At 59.4% G+C, this 16,274-nt stretch carries 19 protein-coding genes; 8 read left to right on the top strand and 11 right to left on the bottom strand.

The features are described 5' to 3' along the window. The first annotated feature begins 47 nt into the window (after positions 1–47). The 3 genes from ROI90_RS05210 to ROI90_RS05220 all read left to right on the top strand — a co-directional run bounded on the left by ROI90_RS05210 (position 48) and on the right by ROI90_RS05220 (position 2,656). Positions 48–776 (top strand): DUF3891 family protein, encoded by a 729-nt coding sequence (locus ROI90_RS05210; protein WP_315997275.1) that lies wholly within the window; start codon positions 48–50, stop codon positions 774–776. A 113-nt stretch (positions 777–889) separates the two neighbouring features. After that, positions 890–1,858, top strand: coding sequence for a YihY/virulence factor BrkB family protein (locus tag ROI90_RS05215; RefSeq protein WP_315997276.1), 969 nt, complete (start codon positions 890–892; stop codon positions 1,856–1,858). Positions 1,859–2,023: 165 nt separating this feature from the next. Further along, a complete protein-coding gene (locus tag ROI90_RS05220) occupies positions 2,024–2,656 on the top strand; it encodes a hypothetical protein (protein WP_315997277.1) in 633 nt (210 codons plus the stop codon). Positions 2,657–2,726: 70 nt separating this feature from the next. Here the strand turns inward: ROI90_RS05220 and rlmN are convergent, their stop codons facing one another. Together rlmN and ROI90_RS05230 are read right to left on the bottom strand one after the other, a co-directional pair. After that, positions 2,727–3,794: a 23S rRNA (adenine(2503)-C(2))-methyltransferase RlmN gene (rlmN, locus tag ROI90_RS05225; protein WP_380229386.1), complete on the bottom strand. Its 1,068-nt coding sequence runs from the start codon at positions 3,792–3,794 to the stop codon at positions 2,727–2,729. A 196-nt stretch (positions 3,795–3,990) separates the two neighbouring features. Further along, complete coding sequence (locus ROI90_RS05230) at positions 3,991–4,422, bottom strand: thioesterase family protein (RefSeq protein ID WP_315997279.1); 432 nt, start codon at positions 4,420–4,422, stop codon at positions 3,991–3,993. A gap of 146 nt (positions 4,423–4,568) precedes the next feature. Between ROI90_RS05230 and mnmD the strand changes: the two genes are divergently transcribed. The 4 genes from mnmD to ROI90_RS05250 all read left to right on the top strand — a co-directional run bounded on the left by mnmD (position 4,569) and on the right by ROI90_RS05250 (position 7,637). Next, on the top strand, positions 4,569–5,258 hold the full coding sequence (gene mnmD / locus ROI90_RS05235; RefSeq protein WP_315997280.1) for a tRNA (5-methylaminomethyl-2-thiouridine)(34)-methyltransferase MnmD: 690 nt from the start codon (positions 4,569–4,571) through the stop codon (positions 5,256–5,258). A 344-nt stretch (positions 5,259–5,602) separates the two neighbouring features. Beyond that, positions 5,603–6,823, top strand: a complete 1,221-nt coding sequence (locus tag ROI90_RS05240) for a DUF2157 domain-containing protein (protein WP_315997281.1) — start codon at positions 5,603–5,605, stop codon at positions 6,821–6,823. Then, entirely contained in the window at positions 6,820–7,380 is a 561-nt protein-coding gene (locus ROI90_RS05245) for a GDYXXLXY domain-containing protein (protein ID WP_315997282.1), read from the top strand. Before ROI90_RS05240 ends, ROI90_RS05245 begins: the two co-directional genes overlap by 4 nt. Positions 7,381–7,496: 116 nt before the next feature. Further along, on the top strand, positions 7,497–7,637 hold the full coding sequence (locus ROI90_RS05250) for a hypothetical protein (RefSeq protein ID WP_315997283.1): 141 nt from the start codon (positions 7,497–7,499) through the stop codon (positions 7,635–7,637). A gap of 66 nt (positions 7,638–7,703) precedes the next feature. On the opposite strand, the gene ROI90_RS05255 is transcribed toward ROI90_RS05250, so the two are convergent. Then, positions 7,704–8,204, bottom strand: coding sequence for an ExbD/TolR family protein (locus ROI90_RS05255; RefSeq protein ID WP_315997284.1), 501 nt, complete (start codon positions 8,202–8,204; stop codon positions 7,704–7,706). Positions 8,205–8,354: 150 nt separating this feature from the next. On the opposite strand from ROI90_RS05255, the gene ROI90_RS05260 reads away from it, so the two are divergent. Beyond that, on the top strand, positions 8,355–8,804 hold the full coding sequence (locus ROI90_RS05260) for a hypothetical protein (RefSeq protein ID WP_315997285.1): 450 nt from the start codon (positions 8,355–8,357) through the stop codon (positions 8,802–8,804). Between the two features lie 14 nt (positions 8,805–8,818). Here the strand turns inward: ROI90_RS05260 and ROI90_RS05265 are convergent, their stop codons facing one another. The 8 genes from ROI90_RS05265 to rpmG form a co-directional block, all read right to left on the bottom strand. Next, on the bottom strand, positions 8,819–9,388 hold the full coding sequence (locus ROI90_RS05265) for a 5-formyltetrahydrofolate cyclo-ligase (RefSeq protein WP_315997286.1): 570 nt from the start codon (positions 9,386–9,388) through the stop codon (positions 8,819–8,821). Between the two features lie 88 nt (positions 9,389–9,476). Beyond that, entirely contained in the window at positions 9,477–10,385 is a 909-nt protein-coding gene (locus ROI90_RS05270; protein WP_315997287.1) for a carboxypeptidase-like regulatory domain-containing protein, read from the bottom strand. 81 nt (positions 10,386–10,466) lie between these two features. Further along, complete coding sequence (bshC, locus tag ROI90_RS05275) at positions 10,467–12,059, bottom strand: bacillithiol biosynthesis cysteine-adding enzyme BshC (RefSeq protein WP_315997288.1); 1,593 nt, start codon at positions 12,057–12,059, stop codon at positions 10,467–10,469. Positions 12,060–12,331: 272 nt separating this feature from the next. After that, on the bottom strand, positions 12,332–13,645 hold the full coding sequence (gene rimO / locus ROI90_RS05280) for a 30S ribosomal protein S12 methylthiotransferase RimO (RefSeq protein ID WP_315997289.1): 1,314 nt from the start codon (positions 13,643–13,645) through the stop codon (positions 12,332–12,334). Between the two features lie 164 nt (positions 13,646–13,809). Next, entirely contained in the window at positions 13,810–14,475 is a 666-nt protein-coding gene (locus ROI90_RS05285; protein ID WP_315997290.1) for a hypothetical protein, read from the bottom strand. Between the two features lie 131 nt (positions 14,476–14,606). Then, positions 14,607–15,587 carry a signal recognition particle-docking protein FtsY gene (ftsY, locus tag ROI90_RS05290; protein ID WP_315997291.1) on the bottom strand — a complete coding sequence of 327 codons (981 nt, stop codon included), beginning with the start codon at positions 15,585–15,587 and terminating at the stop codon, positions 14,607–14,609. Between the two features lie 192 nt (positions 15,588–15,779). After that, positions 15,780–15,941: a DUF4295 domain-containing protein gene (locus ROI90_RS05295; RefSeq protein ID WP_315997292.1), complete on the bottom strand. Its 162-nt coding sequence runs from the start codon at positions 15,939–15,941 to the stop codon at positions 15,780–15,782. 7 nt (positions 15,942–15,948) lie between these two features. After that, a complete protein-coding gene (rpmG, locus tag ROI90_RS05300) occupies positions 15,949–16,131 on the bottom strand; it encodes a 50S ribosomal protein L33 (RefSeq protein ID WP_022825071.1) in 183 nt (60 codons plus the stop codon). Positions 16,132–16,274 lie beyond the last annotated feature (143 nt).

The raw sequence follows: 16,274 nt of genomic DNA on the forward strand, positions 1-16,274 counted from the left end.
CGCCGCTTGCGTTTCTCAGCAGCAAATACTGGACTATCCGCCCCCACATGATTGTCAACCACACGCCCGCCGGCTGGCAGATTATTTACCAGCAGGCCCACGCGCTGCTGGCGGCCCAGCTGCTGCACCAGTGGCCCGCGTTTCTGCCCACCGACCAATGGGTGGGCCTGCTGGCCGCCGCCGCTCAGCACGACGATGAGCAGGCCGACTGGACCGGCCATTACGGCCTCACGCCCGCCGGGGCCCCGGCTAACTTTACCATGAAGGAATTTTCCTTGGAACAGGCCACGCGCCTGATGCACGCGGCGCGGTTTCAAGGGCGCTGGCGGAGCTTACTTACCAGCCTGCATCTGAGCACCCTGTATGAGAGCCTGCGGGGACAGAAGGCAGAAATTGACAGCTTCCTGGATGAGCAGCTGGCCTGCCAGAAAACCTGGCGGCGCGAGCTGAAGCTCAAGAAGACCGAGGCCGACCAAGCCTATACCCTCCTGCACTGGTGCGACCGACTCAGCCTGATTCTCTGCCGCCAGGAATTACCGGAAATGGGCCGGGCCCTGGAAATTCATCACGGCCCCGATGGCCGCCGCTACGAGGTACTGCGCCCGGCAGAGGAGGGCCCCGTGCAGGTACAGCCCTGGCCCTTCCGCGAAACGCATTTTTCGGTAAGCGTGGAGGCTACGGTGCTGAGTCAGCTGCAGTTTCGGGATGATGAGGAACTGGCCCAGGCCCTGCGCGAAGCCCCCATCGAAACCCTGCGCTGGGACCTACAAAAGTAGGTGCCGCCGCCACTGGCCAACCCAAACGCGCGGAAGTTCAGTCGAGCTCAACCAAACGCCACGCCTACCCAGCCCGTACTAGCAGCAACCTTTCGCCCCCGAACCCCGCGCCCATGGCTACGCATTACAAGCTTTCCGACGTCCTGAACATTCTCAAGATGACGGCCAGCGAATTTATGACCAACAACTCCCTGCGGCACGCGGCGGCGTTGTCGTACTACACTATTTTTTCGCTGCCCCCGCTGCTCATCATCGTCATTACCACGGCCAGCACGGTATTCGGCACCGAGGCTATTACCGGCCAGGTGTACGCCCAGATGAAGGGCTTGGTGGGACCCGACGCGGCCAAGTTCATGCAGGACAGCATCAACGAGTTCAACAAGCAGGAACGGAGCGGCTTTGCCGCCGTCATTGGCATCGGCACCCTCATTTTCGCGGCCACCACCTTCTTTGTCACGCTCCAGGAAAGCATCAACGACATCTGGAACTTGAAGGTGAAGCCGCGCAACGGCATCTGGCAGTTTGTGCGTGACCGGTTGCTGTCGTTTGGCCTGATTTTGAGCGTGGCCCTGCTCCTGCTCATTTCGTTTGTAATCAGCGCCACCCTCTCCTTCTTTACCGATTACCTGCAGCGGCTGATGCCGGAAATAACGGTTTTCCTGCTCAAGCTCATTGATTTCAGCCTTTCTCTGTTCATTACTTCCCTGCTGTTTGCCCTTATCTACCGCTTTCTGCCCGATGCCATTATCCGCTGGCGCGACGTGGGGGTGGGCGCGTTCATCACGGCGCTGCTGTTTATGCTGGGTAAGTACCTTATTGCGTTTTACATTGCTCAGGCCAACCCCGGCTCCACATTTGGGGCGGCGGGCTCGGCCATCATTCTGCTGGTGTGGGTAAACTACTCGGCTCTCATCATCTTCTTCGGGGCCGAGTTTACCCAGGAGTTTGCTGATGCCTTTGGGCAGCGGGTGCAGCCCAAAGCTCACGCCGTGCGCATTGAAACCCGGGAGGTGCCCGAGGGTGAAAGCCACGAGGAAATTGCCACCGGCCGCCCCCGCGCCGAAGGCCGCTGGCGTGCCTAGCCAGGCCCTACCTGGTCCTGTAGTTGGCTCCATGACTACTGAGTAAGCTCAAGGACAGGGCAGGAGTTAGGTTGCCTGAGGCGAGCCATTTACCTTTAGGCAATGAAACTCTCTATACTTCGTGTTGTATTGCTCCTGGCGTTGTGCAGCACTGCCTTTCGAGGCTTGGCACAAACTTCATCGGCTGATAGCGTAGCCGAGAAACAATTGGTGCAACGGGTTGCCAACCAGGTGTGCGCCGAACTTATCAAGGAAGACAAAAAGAAGTCGGTTGCTACTCTCTCGCAAGCCGAGACAAAACAACTGTTTGTGCGCTTGTTCACTCGGGTGGCTTCCACCGATGACGAGTTGATTGCCAAAATTACCGAAATGGGCCCCGCGGCATCCACGTATGGGGAGCAACTGGGGCGGCAAGTAGGAGTAGTTATGCTGAAGGATTGCCCCGCTAGCCGTCCTATGTTCATGCGTTTGGGCGGGGCCGAACTTAGTGAGCGGCAACCCCTGGCAGCAGCAGAAATCAAGGTACTCAAGCCCATTGCCAGTGCAATGTGCCGCGACTTGCAGCCTCGAATTGCAGCCCTGCAGAAACTCTCCCCCGAGGAGCGCATGAAGGCCCTGACGCAGGCCTTTGAGAAAAATCTTAAAACCTCAGCCAAGGAAATTTCTCAGCAATACGGCGCCGAAATATTTCTGGACGGGGAGCGAATGAAGGAGCTGGGCACGAAAATATCCCTTCAAATGGCTACCGAATGCCCGGATGTATTGTTGTTGTTTGCTGAGTTTGCACCAAAGAAATAGCGCCTGCTGAGCGCACAAAAAAAGCCCGCTGTACGAATACAGCGGGCTTTTTTTGTGCGCTCAGCAGGCGCTATACTTCTTCGGGTTTCTGCTTTACGGCCAACTGCCCGCAGGCGGCGTCAATGTCCTTGCCCCGGGAGCGGCGGATGTTGGTTTGCACGCCCCGGTCGGCTAGGTACTTGTGGAAGGCCGTGAGCTTGTCGTCGGCGGTGTTGATGTAGTCGGCGTTTTCGATGGGGTTGTACTCGATGAGGTTCACCTTGCACGGTATCCACTTCGAAATCTGAAACAGCTCCTCGGCATCCTGCAAGGTATCGTTGAAGCTCTCAAACACGATGTACTCGTAGGTCACCTTGCGGCCCGTTACCTGGTGGTAGTGCTGGAGCGCATCCTTGAGCGAAGCCAGAGAGTTGGCCTCGTTGATGGGCATGATTTCGTTGCGCTTGGCATCGTTGGGCGCGTGCAGGCTCAGGGCCAGGTTAGCCTTCACGCCGTCGTCGGCCAGCTTTTTGATCATCTTGGCAATGCCGGCGGTACTCACCGTAATGCGGCGTGGGGCCATGTTCAGGCCATCGGGGGCCGTGATGCGCTCAATACTTTTTACCACGTTGGCGTAGTTGAGCAGGGGCTCACCCATGCCCATGTACACAATGTTGGTAAGCGGCGTGCCGTACTGGGCTTCGCACTGCTCCCGGATGCGCACCACCTGGTCGTAGATTTCAGCCGCATCGAGGTTGCGCTTGCGCTCCATGTAACCGGTAGCGCAAAACTTGCAGGTGAGCGAGCAGCCCACCTGGGAGCTGATGCAGGCCGTCATGCGGGTATCGTGCGGAATAAGCACGCCCTCCACAATATTGCCATCATACAGGCGGAAGGCCGATTTGATGGTACCGTCGTTGCTGAGCTGGTGGTTTTGCACCTGCACCCCGTTAATGACGAAGTGGCGGGCCAGCAGCTCCCGGGTAGCCAGGCTGATGTTGTTCATCTCCTCGAAGGTGCCGGCCGTGTTCTTCCACAGCCACTCACTCACCTGCTTGGCACGGAAGGGCTTCTCGCCGTGCTCCACCATAAAGGCCTTGAGCTCGTCGGGGGTGAGTTTGCGGATGTCGCGCTTGGAAACTACGGGCAAATCAATCATCATACTGCAAAGATACAACACCGGCCGCCGAAGCCCTACGCCTCAAGCCGGGAACGTGCCTCAACCCGCTGAGAATGAAAAAAGTGCCGGGTGGTGAAGTTGTGAAATGGTGAGTTTACCGTTCGGCGGCATCTGCCCCCGGCAGCTCCACACAACTCACTCACTCACTCACTCACTCACTCACTCACTCACTCACTCACTCACCACCCCGCAGGCGGGCGGCGGCGGCGGCTGGTAATTCGGTAAGCTTGCGGGCGGTGTAGTTGAAGCAGAGCATGCCGGTTTTGGCGCGGGCAATGGCGCGGCCGGTGGTGGTTTGCACCTGGTATACCACGTCGAAGCCGTACTTATGCAGGTCGGTGGCAGCCATTTGCACCCGCAGCACGTCGCCGTAAAACCCCTCGCCCTTGTACTCCACTGCCAAATCGGCCATGATGAGACCTTGTTTAGTAGCAGGGTCGAATTCGGTAAGCTCCATCTGCTGCAGGAACTGCACCCGGGCCTCGTGCAGCAGACTAACCAGGGCGTCGTTGCCGAGGTGGGCTCCGTAGTTCAGGTCGGTGATGCGCAGGGGCAACTCCACCGTCACGGGAAAGGATTCGGGCAGGGCAACTTTAATTCGGGCCATGAGCAGCAGTTGGGTGAAATGCCCGGCAAGGTACACCCAACGGCGGCAGCAGGTTTACACCAAATCCGGCGTATATTGGGCTACAGTGCCCGGCCAGTATGCGGGCACCGATGCCGTAGATTCCGGTCTGTATTACTTCTGCTTTTATGACGACGACGCCCCACGTCGAAGTGCGTGCTACGGCCGATGGCTCCAGCACCCTTTTTGTTCCTGCCCTGAATGAGCATTACCACAGTACCCACGGCGCCGTGCAGGAGGCCCGGCACGTGTACCTGGCCGCCGGGCTGGAGTCGGCCTTGGAAGCGGCCACGGAGCCGGTATGGGTGCTGGAAATTGGCTTTGGCACTGGCCTGAACGCCTTGCTGACCCTGGAGCGCAGCCACTCAGCTCCCCAGCCGGTATTCTACGACACCATTGAAAAGTACCCGCTACCCTGGGAAATAGTGGGCCAGCTGGGCACAGAGAACTACCTCCACGACCCGGAGCTACTGGACTATCAGCAGCAGCTACACGCCGCCGCCTGGGGCCGGCCGGTGGCGCTTACCCCGCACTTTGTGCTGATGAAAATGGCCGGGGAACTCCAGGCTACCCCCCTGCCCAACGACACCTACCACGTTATCTACTTCGATGCCTTCGCCCCCGAGAAGCAGCCCGATATGTGGACGGATGAGGTATTTCAGCAGCTGTACGCGGCAGCCGCGCCGGGGGGCTGCCTGGTCAGCTACTGCGCCAAAGGCTCTTTCAAGCGCAGCCTACTGGCGGCCGGTTGGCTGGTGGAGAAAATACCCGGCCCGCCCGGCAAGCGCGAAATGACCCGGGCCTGGAAACGGAGCTAGAGGAGTCAGGCTACCTTGGTCTTCCGCTTTTTATAGAGCCTACTTTTTATGCCCCGCCGAAAATTCCGTCCTTTTATTGCCTGTCCCAAGTGTAACTGGCAGCCCGCCGGGGGCGAGGAGTGGCAGTGCAGCTGCGGCCATACCTGGGACACGTTTTCTACGGCTGGCCAATGCCCAAACTGCCGGCACCAATGGCAGGACACGCAGTGTCTGGGCTGTTTTTGCACCTCCGGGCACGCGGCGTGGTACCGCCAGCCTAACCCGGCCGGTAGCTGGTACATTATCAGTCCTAACTAACCTGGGGCTGGCCTACTTTCGGGCATCCTGCGTAAGTTGCCAGCGCTATGAGCCGAAAACTACTGGAAACCGACGGGCGCGAGTGGGTGCAGAAGGGCCTCATTTCGGAAGCGCAATGGGAGCAGCTGCTGGCGCTTTATCCCACCGATGCTACCGCCGTGGGGCTACTGCCGCTACTGGGCAGCCTACTGGTAGGCCTGAGCGCCCTGAGCATTGTGGCGGCCAACTGGCAGGGCCTACCCGAGCTGCTGCGCCTGGCCCTACTACTTGGGGCCTTGTGCGCTGCGTACGCCGGGGGCGAGTATTTTCGGCGGCGCGGCAACCTAAGTTTGGGCATGGGGCTGGTGGCGCTGGGGCTCGTACTGTTCGGGGCCAGCATCGTGCTTACCAGCCAGTTGTACCAGCTTATTGGCTACGACTTGACGGGGCTGCTGGCCTGGGCCGTGGCGGGCATGGGCCTGACGTGGCTGTATCGTAGCCGCCTACTGTTTCTGATGACGGCTGTAATCAGCGGCATTGTGCAGGGCTACAACACCGGGCAGCTGGGCGCGTTCAGCTACCTCACGGCCGTGGGCACGGCGCTGGGCTTGGGCTACTACTGGTGGCGCCGCCCCGATGCCCTGCTGGGTGGGGTACTGGCCACGGGCCTGCTGTGGCAGGCGGCGCTGCTCATCAACCACCTGCACGTCAAAATCACCTGGTTTTTTATTCCGGCCATGCTGGTGTATACTCTTGGTGACTGGCAGCCCGACCGGCCGGCCGGCCGCGCCTTGCAGGGCCCACCATTGGTAACGGCCTTTCTGTTTACACTGGGGCTGGCCTTGTTCGGGGAATCAGATATCTATGCCGGGCAGCTGCGGGCCCCCATGGTGCCCTACGTAGCGGCGTTGGCCGCAGTGGCCCTGCTGTCGGCGGTGGGCAAGCGGCAGCGGGGGCGGTTGGGCAGCCTCACCGATTGGCTGCTGCTGCTGCCGGGCTTTTACTTTACGGGCGGCCTGCCCCTGGCCGTGGCTACGCTGGTGGTGCTGTACGCCTATTCCGGCTCGGTACTGGTACGGGCCCATCAGGAGCAGAACCCCGACCGGGTAACGCTGGGTACCGTGCTGTTCATTCTTACCACGGCCGTGGCCTACTTCAAGCTCACTTGGGGCTTCATGGATAAGTCGTTGTTCTTCCTGCTGGGCGGCTTGCTACTGCTGGGTATCTGGTGGGGACTGCGCCGCCGGGCGGCCCGCACTTTTGCCGGCTCCACTCCTCCTCAGCCATGATGCCGGAACCTCCTTTCTCTAGCCCCTTACCTGAGCTACCCGAGCCCAAGCGCCGCCGCTGGTTGCAGTGGCTGGTGGCGGCCCAGGTGCTGTTTGTGCTGGGCGTGGCCGCAGCGGGCTACGCTACCGCCGCCCTGGGCCGCACCCTCTGGCTCAGCACCCAGCCCGTTGACCCCCGCGACCTGCTGTACGGCGACTACCTGAACCTGCGCTACCAAATCAATGAGCTGCCTGGGCAGCTGTGGCGGGGCAGCAGCCCACCGCGCCGCCAGCAGGCCGCCTACGTGCTACTGGCCCCGGCCGCTGATGGCACGCACGCGGCTACGGCCATTTACCCGGAGCGCCCGGCTACTCAAGGGTCACAGGTAGTGTTGCGCGGGTCGGTGCAGGCCGTGTGGCGGCGCGGCGTGCGCCTGCGCTACGGCCTGGAGCGGTACTACGTGCCCGAAACAATGAGCCGGCAGCTACGCCAGCGCCGGGCTATGCGCGTGCAAATCAGCGTGGCGCCCTGGGGGCAGGCCCGCATTATCAAACTGGACACCACTGCCCGGCAGTAACAAGCAGATTCGCGGGCAAGCTGCTGATTTTCTGCTCTGTTTATGTATCTTGCCGGTACTACGCTACTCCTACACTACCTATTGCATGTTGCATTATCCACTTACACTGCTTTTATATGAAAGTCACGTTGTCCTCCCTCAGCGAGGTGCTGGCGGCTCAGCGCCGCGCCGGTCAAGCGGCCACCTCCCGAAAAAAACCTGCCGCTAAGTTGCCCGTAGCCGCAGCCACCCCCGAAAGTACTCCCCACGGAAAGTAATAAAGCCACCGGCTTCTCTTGTAGAAAGCCGGTGGCTTTTGTCTTGTGCCTTAATCTTGGCAGTGCCTAGCGCACCTGAGCCAGCAGGTGCTCGTCGGCAGGATTAATATCTACTAACGCATACTTTTTGGTATTCGTGATGTTCATCTCATCCAAGGCATCCACCATGCTCTGGTAAGCGGCTTTATCGGAGGCTTTGATGAGCACCATACCGTTCTTTGGCCGGAAGGACAGCAGCGCCTGCCGTAGCCCCCCAGCCCCGAAAGACGTGGTGTGCAACTGGGCGGGCTCGGCTTCAGAGTTCAGACCGTAGAAGTAGTGCACCGTGTGGTTTTTGTCCAGCAGCACCGTCATGGCTCCGGAAGCCGGCACATCCGTTTTCCCTTTCGGGTCAGGCATGGCTACTTCCATGATGGTAGGCTTGCTGAAGGTGGTAGTTAGCATGAAGAAAGTGAGCAGCAGAAACGCCAGGTCTACCATCGGAGTCATATCGAGGTGGAAAGCATGTTTCTTGACGCGGGGCTTGGTACCACGGGCGGCGGGGGCGGCGGTTTGGAGGTTGGCCATAACGGTGCTGGGGGTTAGGTGAATACGGTTGTATGCAGGCAACGCTATACACTGGCCGGGTATTGTACCTGCCGGGCGGGCAGCTATACTTGCACTCGTTTTCTCTCCTATTCTCCACCGGCACACCACGCCGGCATATCCTTTGCGTGCATGCGTAAACTTCTCCGCCTGTTTTGTTTCAGTCTGATTGTATGGGTGCTGTTGCTGTGGCTATTGCTTGGCCAGATGGCTCTGCAAGCCACCCTCGACATTCAGCTGCACAACACGTATTTTGTAGTGGGGAGTTATGCCGGCCAAATCTTACTGCTGACCCTCACGTTTCTGCTGATGCTAGCGGCCAGCAGCCTGAAGCGGCAGGCCAAAGCCAGCAAGCCGCTGCTCGTAGTACTGGCCGGGAGCAGTGTAGTGCTGGAACTGTTGCTGTGCATTGCAGCCATTAATACCCGCTTTACCATCTATCCCCCCCTTTCCCCTAGCCCGATTATGGCTGTTGCCCCGTTATCAGGTATACTCTGGGGGCTACATGGCGTTTTACTGCTAACTGCTTCGTGGGCAAGTATTCGTCTGATAGAGCTAGTGGTCAGACCCCGAACCGCTTAAAACCACCACACCCGCTAAAACCACCACACCCGCTCCGGCGTGAGGCAAGCATGCAGGCGCACGTCCCCTTCCCAGGCATCGGTTATGCGGGGCACCGGCGGCTCCAGGCTCACGCCAATCCGCCGGGCGCTGGGGCGGCACTGGGCCAGAAACAGGTCGTAGAAGCCTTTGCCGTAGCCCACGCGGTGGCCGGTTTCATCGAAGGCCAGCAGCGGAATCAGCACGGCATCCAACTGCGGCGGCGCTACTTCGGTGGCGCCCACCGGCTCATCAATTTCCCAGCGGTTTTTCACCAGCTGCGTTTCGGGCGTAAGATGGTAGTGGCGGAGCGTGCGGCCATCGGGCTGCACCACCGGTACGGCCAGCTGCAAGTGCGGCTGCTGCGCCCACAACTGCCGGATCAGCGGCCAGGTATCGGGCTCGTGTTGCCGTGGAATGGGCAGAAACAGGTGCAGCCATTGCCACTGCGCTACCGGAAATTCGGCCCACAGCTGCTGCCACAGCGCGGTGCTGCGTTGGGTTACTTCGGCTTCGGGCAGGGCCCGGCGGCGGGCCAAGGCGGCGCGGCGGAGGTCGGCTTTCATCACAGATTTTCGCTGATTACGCTGTTTCTTTCGTCATCGGATGCGAACAACAGGGCGCTTAGTAGGCGGCTGGGTCTTTGGGCCTGAATCAATCCAATGCCGTCACGTAAAAGCCCACTTTCGGCTGCATACCAGCCAGCCTGGCCCCTAAGGAGGGCTTTTCCCAGGTATCTTGGCTGGTTTTGCGGAAGTACAGGTCGCCCTTACCATAGCCTAGGGCGCTGGAAAAGCCCAGGTTTTTGCTTACCTGCTGCACATCACCACCGCTAATCCATTCCAGCGTCAGCAGAAAATCCTCCTCTATTACTAGCTGGTCCGTTGTCAGGTCAACGGTGAGAGGGCCTTTGGGGGTGGCCCTATCCGCCGTACTGACCAGCAGGTTGCGCGTAAGCAGCTTCTCCCCCGACGGACTGCCGTCGGGCAGCAGACGGTACAGGTTCACCCGGAACCGGAGCGTATCGGGCTGATAATACAGCACGTTGAAGTTGGCCGTCAGCAGCTTTGTGGGTTTGTGTTTAAGAGAAACCACCATGCCTACCTCGGCCCCCAGGTGCTCGGCCTTGAGCCTGGATATAATGGAATGGGAAGTGCTGGTGCAGCCCAACGTACGGCGGCGCTTGTAAAATCCCGCGCCCTGCACCCGCACATCGGCCAGTGGCACGGCCACAGCCGTCAGCGCGCGGTTGGGCTGGGCCACCAACTCACGCAGCAGCACCCGCTGCGGCCGGTAGCCCAAGCTGGACACGTACACCGTATCGGTGAGGTTGGCTGGCATGTAGGCTAACTGATAGCGCCCGTGCTCATCCGTTACGGTGCCCACTGTTTTGCCCGGAATACCCAGGTTGGCGTAGGGCACCGGCCCGGACGCGGAGCCGGCGGTAATGGTGCCGGTCAGTATCTGACCAATGGCCGCCAGAGGCAGCAGCCCCGCCAGCAGAGCACCGGCTACCTTGCGGAGGCAAGAAACAGAAAGGCAGGAAAATCGGATGAACACCATCGGCAATAAGTAACCAAGAGAAAGTGAAACAACTCTCTCCCGGAGTCCGGCCGGCGGCCGATGGTTGCGTATCCGCGTCGGTTACTCCTCTTCCAGCACCGTAAACTCCAGGGCCAGCGGGTCAAAGGCATCCAGCAGCTGGTTGATAAAGCCGGGGTTGTTGATGAGGATGCTGAGCACGTTGTCTTCCCGCTCCTGCAGGTGGCCGTTGGGCATGAGCTTGTCTTTAAGGGCGGTGAGTTGGGTGTAGGCGGTTTCGTGCTTGGCTTCGGCGGCTTTGCTCAGGCGCTTTTCCAGGCCCTGCACAATACCGGCCACTTTCTGTTGCTCGGCAGCCACCGTTTTTACCAGCGTTGGGTCGAGGCGCTGGGCCAACTCCGACAGTTGCTGAAACGCGGCGGCCATTTGCTGCTGCTGAGCCTGTAAACTCACTTCTTCCTGCCCTAACGATGCGCCTACCTGCTTTTTCAACTCCGCCAGCGGCCGGAAAACATCCACGGAGGTAAGGCCCAGCTTGCGCAGCTTGCCCACATTGGCCTTGCCCACGTACTGGGCCGAGTTGCGGGGCAGCAGAATGGGGAATGGTACGTTGTTCTGCGCAAACACGCCCTTTAGCTGAAACCAGTAGGCCACTTCGGCCCCGCCGCCAATGTAACACAGGTTAGGCAGCAGCAGCTCCTGGTACAAGGGCCGCAACACCACATTGGGACTGAACTGCTCAGGGTGCTGGCGGGCCAGTTCCAGTAGCTCGGCTTGGGTATGGCAGTGGCCGGTGTTGCGCACCGTAATCTGCACGCAATCCTGGGCGGCGTCGTACTCCAGCCGCTCCCGCTTGCCTGCATCGGTCAGGAAAAACAGGTTAAGGGGGCGCGAGTATACCTGGGGCTTGTAGCCAGCCGCTTCCAGCTCGGTATTGGCCGCCTGCACAGCCCGGTTGGAAGCCTGCGCCTGGATTTCCTGCTCCAGCACCGGTACCAATGCCTGCTTTAAGGCCGGCGCATCGGCATCCAGGCTCACCAACCCATACCCGCCGAACAGCGCGTGCGTGAGGCGGCGGGTGGCTTCGGCCAAAGTATACGACTGCTCGTAGGCTTCCCGGAACAGGGCGGGTACATCGGCGGGTAAGTGGTCAAGCAACTCATCTTTCAGCCCGGCCAGCGGCAGCCGGCCCACGGGGCCGCCGGTTTCAGCGGCGTTCCACTCGTATTTCTTGCCGAACAGGTTCAGGTGGTTGATTTCGGCAAAGTCGTGGTCCTCAGTAGCCATCCAGTACACCGGCACGAAATCGTACTGCGGGTACTGCTCCTTCAGCTGGCGGGCCAGTTTCACGGCCGTTACAATCTTATAGATGAAGTACAGCGGCCCGGTGAGTAGGTTGAGCTGATGGCCGGTGGTGATGGTAAACGTCGTGTCCTTATCCAGCAGCTCCAAATTGGCCTGCACGGCCGGGTGCACTGCGGGTAGCGCGGCGTACTGCCGACGCAACTCGGCCGTGAGCCGCTGCCGGGCCGCAGGCGTGTACTGGGCCTGTTTTTCCCGGATTTGTTCCTCAAAGGCAGCCAGCGTAGGGAAGCGGTGATAAAAAGGCTGCAGCGCCTCCGCCTGGCCCAGATAATCGGTAAGCAAAGAGGAAAACGCGCCGGTTGCGGCGTATGAGAGAGTCGTGACGGACATACGAGAGGAGAGGTATCGGGCTATAACCAGCCAGCGGCCACAAAGTAACTGAGCTTTTTTAGTTGTCAGTTGCTTGTTGCCAGTTGTCTGTTGCTAATCAGGACTTTAGTTGTTTGTTGCTCGTTGGCGGTTGGCTGCTGGGAGCCAGGATATAAAAAGCAGTAGCTCCCGATGCACTGAGCGCACCGGGAGCTACTACGAAAGTTCATTGCCGGTCAGCCATCCGGTTCTTCTACCTGACAGCTAATAACGAGCAACCGACAACTAAAAGCTTACACCAGCTTGCCGTACAGGTCGAAGTCGGAAGCTTCCGTAATCTGCACCTGGGCGAAGTCGCCGAGGCGCACGTAGGTGTCTTTGGTGGCAGGCACCAGCACTTCGTTGTCCACTTCGGGCGAGTCGTACTGGGTGCGGCCCACAAAGTAGCCGCTTTCCTTCCGGTCGAAAAGCACCTTGTAAGTCTGGCCCACGCGCTCCTCATTCAGCTCCATCGAAATGCCCTGCTGCAACTCCATAATCTGGTCGGCGCGGTCCTGCTTCACTTCATCAGGCACGTTGTCTTCCAGGGTGTAGGAGTGGGTATTATCCTCGTGGGAGTAGGTGAAGATGCCTAAACGGTCGAAGCGGGTTTCCTCCACGAAGTTGTAGAGGTCCTCAAAGTCCTGCTGGGTTTCGCCGGGGTGGCCGGCAATGAGGGTGGTGCGCAGGGCAATGCCCGGCACCCGCTGCCGGATAGTATCCACCAGCTCCACCGTACGCCGCCGGCTAATGCCGCGGCGCATTGTTTTGAGCATATTATCCGACACGTGCTGCAAGGGCATATCCAGGTACTTGCAGATGTTGTCCCGCTCGTTCATCACGTCCAGGGCATCCATTGGGAACTGCGAGGGGTAGGCGTACTGTAGCCGAATCCAGTCGATGCCGTTCACGTCGGAGAGGTGACGCATCAGGTCGGCCAGTTTCCGCTCCCCGTAGTGCTGCAGACCGTAGTAAGTCAGGTCCTGGGCAATGAGAATCAGCTCTTTGGTACCCATGCTGGCCAGGCGCTTAGCTTCTTTTACCAGGTCCTCAATGGGGCGGTCCTGGTGCTTGCCGCGCATCAGCGGAATGGCGCAGAACGAGCAGGGCCGGTTGCAGCCTTCCGCAATTTTGAAGTAGGCGTAGTGCTTGGGTGTGGTCAGCAGCCGCTCGCCCACCAACTCGTGCATATAGTCGGCCTCCAGCGTTTTCATCAACTGGGGCAGCTCCAGGGTACCGAAAAAGGCGTCAACCTGCGGAATTTCTACCTCCAGGTCGTCCTTGTAGCGCTGAGAGAGGCAGCCCGTTACGTAGAGCTTCTCCAGGCGGCCGGCCTGCTTCTCATCGGCGTAGCGCAGAATGGTGTCAATGCTTTCCTGCTTGGCGTTGTCAATAAAGCCGCAGGTGTTGATAATGACGATGTTGGCGTCACTCGTGTCGGCCTCGTGGGTTACGTCGAACTGGTTGGCGCGGAGCTGGCCCATCATCACCTCCGAATCGACGAGGTTTTTGGAGCAGCCAAGGGTAATGACGTTGACTTTATTCGCCTGTTGGCTTCTTACTTTCATGCTGGATTGAGTAGGCGGGCGGCTGGGCAAGGCTTTCTGCGTGAGAAAGTTGCCCACTACGGCCCGCGGCGAAAATCGGACCGCAAAGGTACGAACTCGGCAACGCCTTTTCCTACTCGGATTGTTCCTTTTCCCAGCTCACTACTTTCAGTCCGCCCATATTCCTACTGCGCCACCCCGCTGCTTCCCGGCTCGGCCTGCTCCATCAGGGCTACCATCAGCGCCTGGGCCGCGGCCAGCACCGGATGCGCCATAGTGTCATTCCAGAATACCCCGAATGGAGCTTCGCCAAAATGCAGGCCCGAGGGTGTCAGAAAGTTGAGCCGGACCGCGTCGCCGGTCGGCTGCGGGGGCCGGGCCCCTTCCCAAGGACCAATCTGGTTGGTTACGTGCTGCCCGGCCGCCAGCAGTTGCCGCAGCAGACCATCTACCTGCTCGCTTTCTGCATCCCACACGATAACCTTTCCGCTTTGATTCAGGTAACGGGCCGAGCCGTCGGCGTAAGCGGCCAGCACATCCAGCCCACCCGGCAAAGCCACTTCCACTATCACTCCCAGCACCTGCTTGGCTTCAGTAGCCGTTGGCTGCACGCCCAACGTGCGCAACGCGTGCCAAGCCTGCAAATACTGCCGCGACTCCAACCCCGCTGCGGCCAAAACCCGCCGCAATGCCTGCTCCGCCGCCACAACGTCATCTTGATGTTGTGCTTGCTGGGCCGCCGCAAACCACGTCCAGGGCTCCAGCTCACGCACCGCCGACTCGGGCGCGGCCCACTGCGCCAGGGGCAAGTCGCCGAACAGTAGCTCCCGCATACCGGTGGGTGGAGGCATTGGCGCGGCACGGCGCAGTTTGCTGAATATATCCCGAAGACCCATTGTGCAGAGCTGATTAACTGGGTCTAAATAACGCAAAAGCGCCACTGCTATGGCAATGGCGCTTCTTATAAGAGAATCTGACGGGTCTATTTCTTCGAAAACAGCGAATTCACAAACGTTGTCCGGTCGAACAGCTGCAAATCAGTCATCTTTTCGCCCACGCCGATGTAGCGCACTGGCACCTGGAGCTGGTCGGAAATACCGATTACCACGCCGCCTTTGGCCGTGCCGTCGAGCTTGGTGATGGCCAGGGCCGATACTTCGGTGGCTTTGGTGAACTCTTTGGCTTGCAGGAAGGCATTCTGGCCCGTGCTACCGTCGAGCACCAGCAGCACTTCATGGGGCGCATCGGGAATTACCTTCTGCATCACCCGCTTGATTTTGCTGAGCTCGTTCATCAGGTTCACCTTGTTGTGCAGGCGGCCGGCCGTGTCGATAATCACCACGTCGGCCTGCATATCTACGGCTTTCTGCACCGCGTCGAAGGCAACGGCGGCTGGGTCGGTGTTCATGCCGTGGGAAATAACCGGCACGCCCACCCGCTGGCCCCAAATAATGAGTTGATCCACGGCGGCGGCCCGGAAGGTATCGGCGGCGCCCAGCACCACCTTCTTGCCAGCCGCATGGAAGCGGTGGGCCAGCTTACCAATGGTAGTGGTTTTGCCCACCCCGTTTACGCCCACTACCATAATCACGAAGGGGGAGCCGGTATTGTCGGCCCGGTCGAGGATGGCGCGGGAGCCAGTGGCGCCGCTGTTGCGGTCCAGCAGCTCCACAATTTCCTCGCGCAGGATGCGGTCCAGCTCCGAGGTACTTACGTACTTGTCGCGGGCTACTCGCTTCTCGATGCGGTCAATCACCTTCACCGTCGTGTCGATGCCCACGTCGGCGTGCACCAGCATGGTTTCCAGATCATCGAGTACGGCCTCATCCACGGTGGCTTTGCCCACCACGGCTTTGCTCAGTTGATCGAAGAAGCTGGTTTTGGTTTTCTGCAGGCCCTCATCAAGAGCCTGCTGCTGTTCCTTGCTTTCCTTATCCTTCTTGAAAAAATCGAAAAGTCCCATTGGTTGGTGCCTAGTGCTTAGGGTTAGTGCGTGGAAGCCAGTTGGTAAAACTGCTGTACAGCCGTAGGTATAGGTACTGTGGCGCTAAGCACTAACAACTAAGCACCAAGGGCCACCCCCTGACAACGCAAAAAAGTCCCACGTTGGCGGGACTTCTTCACACTATATCAGGTTGCCACGGGTGGCGCCGGATTACTTAACGCCAGTGCTGATGTACTCCTGCACTTTGTCAACGGGCACCATTTCCTCGCGGAAAGTATAGGCACCGGTTTTCTCCGATTTAACGGCACGAATCACCTTTGCCCAATCCTTACCACCGGGGGTCTTCAGGGTTGCTACTACTTTCTTAGCCATTGCTCAATTACTTGATTTCCTTGTGAACGGTCATCTTCTTGAGCACGTTGTTGAACTTCTTCAGCTCGATGCGCTCAGGAGTGTTTTTACGGTTCTTGGTGGTGATGTAGCGCGAGGTGCCCGGCTGCCCCGAGTTCTTATGCTCAGTGCATTCAAGGATTACCTGCACCCGGTTGCCTTTCTTAGCCATCTCGACGGGGTTTTGGGATTAAGGACTGCAAAGGTACAAGGCTTTTCTGAAAAGTCAAATATAGCACAGCTAAATAGTTGATGGAATGTGAGAAGGATGCTCTCAAGGTCCTGGATAAGCGCATATCCTCTACACTGCCTGCG

Origin of the sequence: Hymenobacter endophyticus (assembly GCF_032464715.1) — a bacterium.
GTDB lineage: Bacteria > Bacteroidota > Bacteroidia > Cytophagales > Hymenobacteraceae > Hymenobacter > Hymenobacter endophyticus.

Excerpts from the sequence above, each read along its gene's own strand:
- ROI90_RS05210 (WP_315997275.1), top strand. The coding sequence starts at position 48 with ATGATTGTCAACCACACGCCCGCCGGCTGGCAGATTATTTACCAGCAG.
- ROI90_RS05215 (WP_315997276.1), top strand. The coding sequence starts at position 890 with ATGGCTACGCATTACAAGCTTTCCGACGTCCTGAACATTCTCAAGATG.
- rlmN (WP_380229386.1), bottom strand. The coding sequence starts at position 3,794 with ATGATTGATTTGCCCGTAGTTTCCAAGCGCGACATCCGCAAACTCACC.
- ROI90_RS05230 (WP_315997279.1), bottom strand. The coding sequence starts at position 4,422 with ATGGCCCGAATTAAAGTTGCCCTGCCCGAATCCTTTCCCGTGACGGTG.
- mnmD (WP_315997280.1), top strand. The coding sequence starts at position 4,569 with ATGACGACGACGCCCCACGTCGAAGTGCGTGCTACGGCCGATGGCTCC.
- ROI90_RS05240 (WP_315997281.1), top strand. The coding sequence starts at position 5,603 with ATGAGCCGAAAACTACTGGAAACCGACGGGCGCGAGTGGGTGCAGAAG.
- ROI90_RS05245 (WP_315997282.1), top strand. The coding sequence starts at position 6,820 with ATGATGCCGGAACCTCCTTTCTCTAGCCCCTTACCTGAGCTACCCGAG.
- ROI90_RS05250 (WP_315997283.1), top strand. The coding sequence starts at position 7,497 with ATGAAAGTCACGTTGTCCTCCCTCAGCGAGGTGCTGGCGGCTCAGCGC.
- ROI90_RS05255 (WP_315997284.1), bottom strand. The coding sequence starts at position 8,204 with ATGGCCAACCTCCAAACCGCCGCCCCCGCCGCCCGTGGTACCAAGCCC.
- ROI90_RS05260 (WP_315997285.1), top strand. The coding sequence starts at position 8,355 with ATGCGTAAACTTCTCCGCCTGTTTTGTTTCAGTCTGATTGTATGGGTG.
- ROI90_RS05265 (WP_315997286.1), bottom strand. The coding sequence starts at position 9,388 with ATGAAAGCCGACCTCCGCCGCGCCGCCTTGGCCCGCCGCCGGGCCCTG.
- ROI90_RS05270 (WP_315997287.1), bottom strand. The coding sequence starts at position 10,385 with ATGGTGTTCATCCGATTTTCCTGCCTTTCTGTTTCTTGCCTCCGCAAG.
- bshC (WP_315997288.1), bottom strand. The coding sequence starts at position 12,059 with ATGTCCGTCACGACTCTCTCATACGCCGCAACCGGCGCGTTTTCCTCT.
- rimO (WP_315997289.1), bottom strand. The coding sequence starts at position 13,645 with ATGAAAGTAAGAAGCCAACAGGCGAATAAAGTCAACGTCATTACCCTT.
- ROI90_RS05285 (WP_315997290.1), bottom strand. The coding sequence starts at position 14,475 with ATGCCTCCACCCACCGGTATGCGGGAGCTACTGTTCGGCGACTTGCCC.
- ftsY (WP_315997291.1), bottom strand. The coding sequence starts at position 15,587 with ATGGGACTTTTCGATTTTTTCAAGAAGGATAAGGAAAGCAAGGAACAG.
- ROI90_RS05295 (WP_315997292.1), bottom strand. The coding sequence starts at position 15,941 with ATGGCTAAGAAAGTAGTAGCAACCCTGAAGACCCCCGGTGGTAAGGAT.
- rpmG (WP_022825071.1), bottom strand. The coding sequence starts at position 16,131 with ATGGCTAAGAAAGGCAACCGGGTGCAGGTAATCCTTGAATGCACTGAG.